Origin of the sequence: Archangium sp., from assembly GCF_036388035.1 — a bacterium.
GTDB lineage: Bacteria > Myxococcota > Myxococcia > Myxococcales > Myxococcaceae > Archangium.
Window position 1 is genome coordinate 1 of sequence record NZ_DASVSO010000758.1, and the last position, 10,409, is coordinate 10,409.

At 65.6% G+C, this 10,409-nt stretch carries 7 protein-coding genes and 1 pseudogene; 4 read left to right on the forward strand and 4 right to left on the reverse strand.

The genetic code is table 11. The features are described 5' to 3' along the window. Positions 1-133 precede the first annotated feature (133 nt). Complete coding sequence (locus tag VF697_RS31045; protein WP_414641360.1) at positions 134-1,060, forward strand: DUF6310 domain-containing protein; 927 nt, start codon at positions 134-136, stop codon at positions 1,058-1,060. Further along, positions 1,057-1,812 (forward strand): DUF5953 family protein, encoded by a 756-nt coding sequence (locus VF697_RS31050; protein WP_331100615.1) that lies wholly within the window; start codon positions 1,057-1,059, stop codon positions 1,810-1,812. The genes VF697_RS31045 and VF697_RS31050 overlap by 4 nt, the downstream gene beginning before the upstream one ends. Before the next feature lie 485 nt (positions 1,813-2,297). On the opposite strand, the gene VF697_RS31055 is transcribed toward VF697_RS31050, so the two are convergent. After that, positions 2,298-3,368, reverse strand: a complete 1,071-nt coding sequence (locus tag VF697_RS31055) for an ISAs1 family transposase (protein ID WP_331100623.1) — start codon at positions 3,366-3,368, stop codon at positions 2,298-2,300. Between the two features lie 431 nt (positions 3,369-3,799). Here VF697_RS31055 and VF697_RS43680 point away from each other — a divergent pair. Beyond that, a pseudogene (locus tag VF697_RS43680) lies at positions 3,800-4,090 on the forward strand (IS701 family transposase); the annotation flags it as partial. A gap of 168 nt (positions 4,091-4,258) precedes the next feature. On the opposite strand, the gene VF697_RS31065 reads toward VF697_RS43680, so the two are convergent. After that, positions 4,259-4,879, reverse strand: coding sequence for a hypothetical protein (locus VF697_RS31065; RefSeq protein ID WP_331100617.1), 621 nt, complete (start codon positions 4,877-4,879; stop codon positions 4,259-4,261). Between the two features lie 7 nt (positions 4,880-4,886). Further along, positions 4,887-6,293, reverse strand: coding sequence for a hypothetical protein (locus tag VF697_RS31070; protein WP_331100619.1), 1,407 nt, complete (start codon positions 6,291-6,293; stop codon positions 4,887-4,889). A 990-nt stretch (positions 6,294-7,283) separates the two neighbouring features. On the opposite strand from VF697_RS31070, the gene VF697_RS31075 reads away from it, so the two are divergent. After that, on the forward strand, positions 7,284-8,387 hold the full coding sequence (locus VF697_RS31075; protein ID WP_331100621.1) for an MBL fold metallo-hydrolase: 1,104 nt from the start codon (positions 7,284-7,286) through the stop codon (positions 8,385-8,387). Between the two features lie 31 nt (positions 8,388-8,418). Here VF697_RS31075 and VF697_RS31080 read toward each other — a convergent pair. After that, the coding region (locus tag VF697_RS31080; RefSeq protein ID WP_331100622.1) for a ferritin-like domain-containing protein at positions 8,419-10,409 on the reverse strand (1,991 nt) is incomplete at its 5' end.

The window sequence follows — 10,409 nt, forward strand, 5'->3', positions numbered from 1 at the left end:
GAGCTGCGGCTGCGGCACCCTGGCCCCCTGCGTGCCCCCGGCGCGCTCGTTCGTAGCTGTCGGGGCGCGCTGTCATACTCCGACCGGCCCCACCAGGACCCGCTAGGCCCTAGCTCCAAGGGAGGACCCGGCCATGCGTCTCCGAGCGTGCTTCGCACTTCTGCTCTATGTCTCAGCCTGCGCTACGTCAGCGCCCACCCCAACAGAACCAGCGGCCCGGGACCCCAGGCTCGCCAATCTCCAGCGCGCGGCGAAGCTGCCCTGGACGGATGGGGGGAGGTGCGCCGTCCGCGAAGCTTCTGAGCCCTGGCCCGTGCTGGCGGAGCGGTGCTTTCATGCCCTCGACCATGACCGGGTTCGGTTTCGGGACATCACGGGCAGATGCGCCGTCGCCTCCGCAGGTGCGGCAGTGGGCGTCGGACTCTGTGTCCTGGCGGCGCCGGAGATCGTCGTGGGAGCGGTGATCGTCGCGGGCGTGGTGGTGGTGGGCTTCGCCATCAAAGAAGCGTTGGATACCTACGCGGAGAAGAGGGGCCGTCCCCAGGTCCAGGTAAGGCCCGCGCCTGAAACGCGGCCCGTGCCCGAAACAGCGCCCGCCCCGCAGAAACCCTCGCCGAAAAAAAGGCCCAAGCCGGAGCCCAAAGGGCCGGATTTCCCGCCCGTGGAGCCCCCCGAGCTCTCGGAGCGAGATCGTCACAGGTGTGAGCCCGTCCCAGTGCCGCATGAGGGCAAGGATGACGCTCATAACAAGTGCGCCGATCAGTTTCCGCCCAACCGTTATCCCGGAATGGATGTGCTCGTAGGCGGCGTGAGCTTCGATGCGCTGCAAGTCGGCGCGCGTGTGCTGTGGGAGATCAAGACCCATCAGTTTGATACATACCCTGACTTTATCCAAGACAAGGAGATTGATAATGAAATGAAACAATTGGACAAGGAGCGAAAAGCTGCGGCGGCATGTGGATATGACTTCGTCGTTGGGGTGAGCACCCAATCTCACAAAGACGCGCTGCTGCAACGGGATCAGTTCCTCAACATCGTCGTCACGGGGTGCAAACGATGACCAAGCGTAAAACCCTCATCGTCATCGTCTACGCGCCTGCGCTCGTGGGCAACGACCGCCGCGCGCTCGATAGCGTCCATGGAATGGAAAGGGCGCTCCCCGGCTTGCGCCTGGAGTGGAGAGTGACCGAGAGGCGACGGCTTGCAGCGTTGCCGCAGCGCGACGCGTGGCTCGTAGAAAGCATTGAGGACGGGGGATTCCCGCTCCTGTGCAATGGCGACGAGAGCTATCCCGTGACGGTTTCGGGAAGGGGGAGATCGGGACTCTTCAGCCCAGGCGGTCAGGATCAGTTTGAAGTGTATGCAAAATTGCCACTGGACGAGCCCGTGATCGCGGCAGCGGCGGCTGTGCTTGAGGGCGTGGCGGAGGGGGCTCGTGCGTTGTGGGGGCGTGCGACGCCGGACGACGCTGCGCTAGACATCGCGTATCAGACGGCACCCACGCAGGGAGGGCCACCGTCCCCACGCCGGGGGCTGCCCGCCCTGAAGCTCTTCGAGCACATCCGTTCGCCCGAGATTCCTGCTTACCTCGGATGGCTGAATTACTGGTCGGCTGCTGCCGCAGAAGCCATCGGCTTTCCGGACCCGGCCCGCGACGCGGAGCTGCTGTCACGCGCACGGCGTACCGCGTCGGGCGGGTGGGTTGTGCAGCTCACCGATGCGCCGCTCGACCTGGACAACCCGGCCCACCTGGATGCGCTTAAACAGGCCTACGAGCGCTTCCCGGAGATCGGCGGGCGCGCAGCCCCTTGAGGCTCGGCACGGCTCGCGCTGGCCGTGCTTAGCACTACTGCGTTAGTAGCATGAGGAACCCTACCGGAGCAGCCAGGAAGCGGCTGGCAGGTCGCTTGGTGTCAAAGGTCGACTCGTGCGTACTACTTGGGAGGTGGAGCACGATTGAGTGAGTCAGGCGATGGACACCTTCATGGACGCTGGCGGGGTTCAACGGCTCGAGGAGTATTTCCGAAGGATTGGCGACATCCTGGGAGAGGAGCGTCGCCGCAGCTCCTTTGCTGTTTATGCCATGGGGCTACTCGGGGCAGGATTGATCCAAAGTCCGGAGGAGAGGCATTGAAGAGGCGGAGAGCAAGGCCAGTCATCCTCAGGCAAAGAGGGAGCATTCCCCCGGACGGCGCCTGAAAGAGGGCCGCCTTGGAGGGCAGGGCGAAGGTGCACAGGCCGAACAGCCAGGAGAGAAGCAGGCGCGGGAGACCGGAGCGGAAACAGCTGGCGGGCGCTCAGGCAAGAGTGGCCAGACTCTCGGGCAGTACGGCCAGGCCCAACAGGCCCTGGTAGAGCACCTCCATGGTGCGTGCGAAGCTGGGGGGCCGTCCATCGCGAGCCGGCAGGTGCGTGCGTACCAGGGCCAGCACGTTGTAGGCCAGCACCCGCAGCCAGCTGAGCACCAGGGGTGCATTACCTCGCAGGCTGGGCGAGGCGCTGTCCTCCTCCAGCACCACGTCCGCTGTCCAGTTGGGCCCGTTCTCAATTCCCCAGTGCCGGCGTACCAGCGTCAGCAACTGCTCCGCGGACAGGTGCCCACTGGGCATGGAGGTGAGGAACAGTCGCGTCTCCACCTTCGGTAGCCCTCCGTCCCTCGTGCGCTGCTGGCGCACCCACACCAGTTGCCGGGCACCGGGAAAGTCCTCCTCCGGCGGCATGTCCACCCCCCTCAACTCCCGCTCCACCCACTCCCCCTTCACCCGCTCGCGCACTCGCACCTTCACCGGCGCCACCGCCAGCACCACCCACGCCTTGTCATGCAGCCGGTGGAAGTTCTCCTCGAGCGCCATCAGGTAGTGCTTGCCCGCCTGTCTCACCACGCGCGCGTTGGCCGCACTCGTCATTCCCGCGTCCACCGTCACGTACTCGAAATGGCGCCCAGACTTATCCACCACCCGTTTGAACAGCTCCGGGAACGCCGTCGCCTCTCCCTGCTTGCCTTCCAGCAACTTCTGGTCGAGCACCGGGTGGGCCGCGCTGCTGGTGAGACTGGCGCGCAGCGCGTACGGGTACCAGTACTCCTGTCCCTGCTCATCCTGGTACACCTCCTGCTCCAAGCCCTCTGGCTCCAAGCTCCCCAGCAGCCTGTCCAACGTCGTGTCGGACACCGGCCTCCTCAGCCCCTCGGGCGCCGTGCCTTCGCGCAGCAAGTCCTCTCCCAGCGCCTCAGCACGCCTGAGCACCCGCCGCCCCACCGCCAGCGCCTGCACCAGCAGCGTCAACATGGCCCCCAGCGGGTGCCTCTGTCCCCGGCGGGCCCGGGGGTCCTTTACTCCCTTGAATGTCAGCCCCAGGCGCGTCAGCATCCGCTGCACGTGGGAAGGGGCATCCCGCTGCGCACTCTTCCCTTTCCCGCGCCTCTCAAGGGGTGTGGAGGGCCCGCCAGCTCTCCCGCCCCGGTTTTTCTCCTCGCGCACTCTTCCTCTCCCCGGACCTGCTCGGCCCATCACCGGCTCTGTGCAGGCGCCCCCGCGCGATCAGCCAGCGGCTACTACCTGCCGGTGGGCCCCTGTAGGCGGGACTCTACTTCAGCCGTAGGTCCCAGTGGGATAACCTCCCCCGTGGGACTTTGAATCAAGCCTGGCTGTATGAGTGGGCTCGTGTGCAAGTCAATTCGCACACCGGGACACTGACACGCTGGCTGTTGTTTCGACGCGGCCTGACGGAGGCCGACGAGGTAGCGCATTATCTGGTGCATGCGCCAGCCAACGCCTCGTTGGAGGCGATGGTGAAGGCCGCCGGTAACCGCTGGCCCGTGGAGGAATGCTTCGAATCGGCCAAGGGAGAGGTGGGCCTGGACGAGTACGAGGTGCGCAGCTACACAGGCTGGTATCGCCATATGACATTGTGCATGGTAGCGCATGCGTTTCTGGCTGCCTCGCGAGTCGTGGCCAACAACGAGGAGGCCGCCCTACTCCCAAAAGCGCTGGGCCTGACGCGTCGCCCGCGCCGGATGCTTCGATTTCGTCGGCGCCAGGGCCTGGCCTCATCCGATTCTCCATCCAGGAACTCCGGCGCCTGCTGCTGAACATCGCCTGGGTGATGCGGCCGGCCCTGGACTTCATCCTGCACTGGAGCCGCTGGCGCCGCCGCCATCAAGCCATCGCCAAACTCTGCCATTACCGGCGCAGAGACCCTCGCCTCAAAGTCCCACTGTAGTACTATGCCGATCGTCCCTGCGCGAGCTCGGCCCGCCCTACATGAAAATCCCCGGGGCCGTCTCCAGCGCCGCGCGCAGTTCCTCCACCGTCGTCTCCATCTGCTCGGCCACGGTAGCCGCGTGCCATGTAACCGCCACTCTGCCGGTGGGGGAATCGCACGCGACCTCGACCGTGACCCGGCCGACGAGACCGGGCCACGAGTGCTTGCGCAGCTCCGCCGCGTGCCTCACTGGGTCCACGAAGGTGAAGCACGGCCACCGTGGCAGGCGGATGGTGCCCATGTCGCATCCATTGAAGGCAACCCCGTCCAACTCGGCCTCGGAGAAGTCGCAGTCCTCGATCCCCCCCGGCTTGAACCGCGACGTATCAACAAGGCCCTCACGGAACCCGAACTCGTTGCCCCTGAATCGACCCTTGAATCGGCACCCCCTGAATGTCATCTGCGACCACACAACCCCCTTTAGTTGGCCCTTCGCCTGGATGGTGCAGTTGATGAACTGCCCCGCCATGGGCACAAGCGAGCGCCCAGCCGCACTGATGATGACGGTGGAGTCGCGCACCGTGAGGTCCGGGCCCAGCCAGTAGATTGGGCCCTTTTTTAGCTCCAGCCGCTCGCCGACAATCTCTCGCTTCTCGTGGTGGATGTTGGGAGTCACTCAGGCCTCAGAAGAAGATCATGCGGAAGAAGGTGCTCGCCATCCGACGCCCATGCAGCGCGAAATTCGACTCGGTGCCGGACAGGATTTCGTAATGGTAACTCTGTCCGCCCGGGCCCGTGATGTCGACACCCCGGCTGTTCCACGACAGGCCCGGGAATCTCAGCTTCATCTCGGCCTCGACCCAGCGCCCGCGAGCCTGCCGCTCGAGCAGATTCGCTCGATGCTCCAGGCCGCGTCCAAGCATCTTCTTGATCGCCGCTTCCTCCTCCGGTCGGAGCCTCGTCGGCGACCACTGGCCCGCGATCTCCTTAACCGCAGCCTGCAGCTCGTCGCCGAGCCGGTCCTCCGTCGGAATGTCCCTGTAGCTCTTCCCTCGCGGCAGGTGCCACCGCTCGCCACTGCTGAGGATGACCTGCTTGTTTCCACCGCGGTGCTGAATGGCCACGGTGCCCGAGAGCCCTCCACCGGCTCCCGAGCTGCCACTCCTCGCCAGCACGTTGATGGCGACCGGCGCCTGCGGGGACGTGAGGACGACCAGGGCGCGGCTCTGCTCCACCACGACCTCCACCGCGGCGGCCTCCTCCATCGCTACGGCCACCGAGCCCTCCATGCCCTGGGCCGCCCACTGCGCCTGCACCTGGTTGAACCTCGCCATCGAGCGCAGGTGCGTGGCCACCTCGCCGAGCGTCCGCCCGGTGAGTGTGGCCACCGCGAGAATGAGGGCCCGGGCCGCGTCCGTGCCTATGCGCTTGCCGAAGGCCTCGCCGGCGTCGCGCAGTTCCTCGAAGGTGGTGGCCTCGTGCGCCAGCTGCGCCATGCTGGCCCACCCGTCCACGAGGCCCCAGAGGGCGTCCACCCCCAACCACGCCAGCAGCACCACGGAGAGCGCGGCCGCCGCGGCCTTCGTGCTGGGCTCCGGGAGTAGCCAGAGCGCCAGGTACAGGCCCGCCGCCCACACCAGGGAGGAGAGCAGCGCCCGCGGGCTGAGCTCACGCCCGAGGGCCGCCCGTGTCTCGTCCAGCACCCCGCCGAAGGCCAGCGCCAGCGCCAGGGTGCGCCTGTCGTCCGTGCGCAGGTAGGGCCCGTCCGTGAAGAGGCCCAGACAGTCGCCCCCGCCCCGTGGCTGGCACCACCGCAGGTACTTCGCCTCGAGCGCGGCCTCGGCCTCGGGAACGAGGGTTCCCTTGTCGCTGAGCGGCACCAGCGTGAGAACCCTGTCCCGGTACACCTCGGCGAGCAGCTCCTCCTCGGGCATGGCCTGGAGCAGGCCCTGGGCGGCCTCCTGGGGCGTCCCCTGCACCTGGTGGTGCTGGAGCAACTGCGCCACCGCGCGCTGGTACTCCTCCCGCGTGACGGCCACCACCCGCGTCTGCCCGCGCGGCTCTACCTCGGCCGCGTACACAACAAGCACCGGCTGCAACTCCCTCGGCGCCGCCCGCGCCTCCCTCTCAGCGGCCTTGTCTCCTGCCCGGCCGTCCTCAACCCACCGTCTCTCCGCGGGCCCCTGCGTCGCGCACGCCGCGTGCAGAAACAGAACAATGAGCCAGAGTGCGCCTACCGGCGCCCAGGGTGGCGGGCCTCGCCGCCGAGCCTCGAGCTGCGTACCGCCGCCCTCCCCCGCCCCATAACTCCGGTACTCCTTCAACATGCCGCTGACCTTTCCCCCAGGTGCTACCGCCCTGAAAGATAGGATGCGGGACGCCCAACCATACAAGGGGGGGGCCGCGCCCCGGCTCGCACCTGGAGTCTCACGACGCCGCGCGAAGCTCTGCTGGACCATGGGGGCCGCCGCGTTCCCTCAAGCAGGTGCGGAGGAGGCGAGCGCGAGGCTTGAGGTAGCGGCCAGCAAGGAGCGGATGAAGGAGAGGACGCCGCGAGTGGATTGGGCAGAGTTGCTCAAGAGGACGTTGGACTTCGACGTGTTCGTCTGCGTGAGGTGTGGAGGCAGGCGGTGGGTGCTGGCGTATGTGAAGGGAGGGGGTGGAGTGCGAGCGATTCTGGAGCACCTGGGCATGGCCCGGCAGGTGCGAGGCTGGCCCCAGCGCGAGGGCCCCCCCAGAGCGCGTGGTGTTGAGGCTCGAGTCGCCCCAGCCAAGAGAGCCAAGCCCCTGCCGCGCACCTCATGGGAGGGCGGCCTGGACAGGCATGTTCCCCAAGGGGCTGCGCGGCTTCTCCACCCGCCTGGCGCACTGCTCGGGCGGCCCCCCTCAGCGGCCCTCCTCGGCCCCTGCGCTCCAGCCCTCCCCTTCAACCGGTCTCCTTTTTCCCTAGGCTCGCGCGGGCTACCGGGACAAAGTTGTTCATGTCTTCGGACCCGCGCTCCACGTGGACGACCTCTCCGACCGCTCGCGAGAGCAGCGCATCGCCTCCGCCCATGCGCCGAGGCTTCAGGCAATCCCCGATGAAATGGCTCCTTGCGTGCGTCGCGCCGGTCCTGCTCGCAGTCTGGATTTTGTTCTTGAGCGCTCACGGGCCAACCTCATGGCTGGTAGTTCCTGGCGCTCTGATTGGCACTGCCTGCGTCGCTGGCTTTTCTTTTCTGCGCTCGTTCTCTCGTCCCCTGCGAGCGCTCTCTCTCTCGCTCTATCTGCTGCCGCTGGGGCTCTTGTCTACCTATCGTGCGTCGCCGTTCTCCGTATCGAAGACCCTCGAGCTCGGCGCGCTCCCGCCGGCTTCCGCGCCTTCCGAGATGTCGATTGCCCAGCTTCCGACCGGCGCCACCTACCGCAGCGCGTCCTTTGGGTATCGCGGAGGCTCTCTCTTCGAGCCGCGAGAGTTCTCCATGACCGCGACCCTGATCAAGCACCCTAAAGGTGATCTCTTGATCGACACCGGGTTCGGTCGGGATATCGCACAGCACCTCGCGACGCTGCCTCTCTTCTTTCGGCTCCTGACACGATACTCGCTGAACAAGACCGCGCGCGAGCAACTCCAATCGAGCGGGTATGACCTGACCCGGCTGCGCGCGATCCTTTTGACCCACTCCCACTGGGACCACATCAGCGGCGCCGCGGATTTTCCCGAAGTGCCTGTCTGGATACCTCCCGCGGAACGAAGCTTCGTACAAGGTGAAGACTTCACCACGGCCACGGCCAGAAGCATCCAGTCGCTGCATCTCGAAGAGTATCGATTCGATGCGCACCCCTATCTCGGCTTCGCGGAGAGCCATGACGTCTACGGAGATGGCACGGTGGTGATCGTCCCGGCGCCCGGCCATACGCCGGGCTCTGTGATTGTCTTCGTGACGCTTCCGGACAACAAGCGCTACGCCTTTATCGGAGACCTCGCCTGGCAACTGGAGGGCGTCACCGAGCAGGAGGAGCGCCCGCTCACGCAGCGCCTCGCGGATGTCGAGCCCCGGCTCGTTCGTGAGAACCTCGCGCATATGGCCGCGATATCAGCGCGATACCCGGAGATGACCATCGTCGTCGCGCATGATCCGCGGAGCTTCGCATCGATTCCGGCAATTGACGGGGGCCGGCCATCCACCTGCTGTTGGCCGTGAAGGCCCTCCGCAGCGCGAAACGCAATCCAGCTCAGTGCACGTCTCGGCGTTTCCTACGAAGGGGAGGAGCCAGCCACGCTTGGAGCAGAGCCCGTGAGGTCTGGTGGGCCCTGCGCAGCACACTCCTGGTTGGGAGTGCGCCTCTGGCCACTCGAGCGAGATACACCGGGTGCTGTCGGGCCAATGAGTCGAGCAGCGCAAGAGCCTCTGGCACAAACGCTGGCAACCCTTCCTCCCCAACAAGCCAGCGCACCATGTCGCACGCCAGACGCGCATGACGCAACTCATCCCGGGCAATACGGCGGAGCCGGCTGGCGACTGCCTCGTCCTGGCAGTGTTCGGCCATGTCGCCGAGGAGCGAGGCCCCCAAGGCTTCCTGCGCTACGGCCTCGTGGATGACCAGCATTCCGTACTCGGCTCTCGAGAGCGTCCGCGGAGCGAGCGCCGCGAGCGCGGTGGTCGCGGTGGTGATCTCCTCTTCAGAGGCACCGAAGTGTCGGGCGAGCCACGCGCAGTGTTGGACGTGCCGCGCCTCCTCCAGAGCAGCCTTTTGGACACGATGGATGAGCGAGAGCGGTGCGCCGAGCGCCATCAACTCCATGGATGTCCGATTGAAAGATGCGACAGAAGCCCACTCGAGCCGGCACGCATTCAGCCAGAACCTGGCCGCCTCACCGGGGCTCGCCGGGCCCTCTTGCGAAGCAAGCATCGCTGACGCTGTCGTGGGGTGGCGCTTGTGAGCTGGCCCAGTCCAATCCGCGTAGAGCCGGCCACACCCCACCGGAATGGGGCGCTCCGCGCCGCTGGCAACATTCTCCTCGGTCACCGTGAGTGGCGATCGAGCGTCGATTCTGATCCGCCAGAGCTCGTATTTCAGTCCCTGGAATCCTTCCTTGCTCTTGTGGAGTAGAGGCCAGTCCGTATCGAACCGGATGGAGCTGCCTGTCACAAGCGTGGGAAGCATCCTTTCGTTGAGCACGGCGTTTTCCGGCATCTGGATGATGGTTTTGTCGTTCGTCATCGCCGCGCACTCTGTACGTCGAGCAAGTGGATACTTCGGAGGGGTCTTCCCTGGAGGTGGTACTTGAATCCCATAGAGCTGGGTCAGGGCGATTTCGACGATGCGAAGCCGATCGCCCACTCCTCTCACAGGACTGAGCAGCTCCTTCAGGACGTCAGCAGGGGATTTGGACCTGTCCAGGAGCTGCCAACGTCCACCACCTGCTCGAAACGCCCATTCGGACTTGTTCGACCGGTGCGCCTGCAGTTGGATCAGTGAAAAAGCCGAGCCTACCGGTACTGCGTTCGCGACGACGATGTCGCCACGCAGGCCCTCGAGGTCCACCGTCTTCACCCATGATTCCAGCGCACGAAGTTCCGCTGGCTTCAGAATGGAGGAGAGAACGCCGAACGTGGCATCCTCAAAGAGAACCGACCTGGCGTTCGTCACGCCCGAGTTCTCCTTCTTCCGGAGCAACACCTCGCGGGTGATGGCATAGTCCGGTGGCGCCATCGAAACCAACTCAATGGCCGTCTTTTCATTGTTTGAAGAAACGAAAGAAAAGCTGCCCGCGGCCTTGTTCTTGGGGTGATTCAGTTGTTCGAGCCTCTGCGTGAACTCCCTTCTTTCGAGATCACTCACGCCGAACGCCGACAGCATGTGAGAGATCTCTGGCCACTCAATCCGGTTGTGAAGGAGACCCGCCCATTTCATTGCGAGCTCAGGCCAAAGCACCTTGCGCTGGGCTTCGGACAGGCCGCGGTACCACTGCGAAAAGCCTTTCTCGCCCGAGCAGATCCTTTGAAGATCCTTCATGCCGAGGGTGACGGTGACACTTTCCCCGCCACTTCCTATGGTCATTTCCCTGAGCGGCGGAGCGCACCAGTCATCCAGTTGGTTGGCGCGACTGCTCAACGAGGCCAGCAGCGCCACGGCAAGCGTGGTGGGAAGTCTGTTTCGCTTGAGAGCCATCTCTAGCGAGCGGCGGAGTGCAACGAAAGAGTGCTTCCCCGCGATTTTGC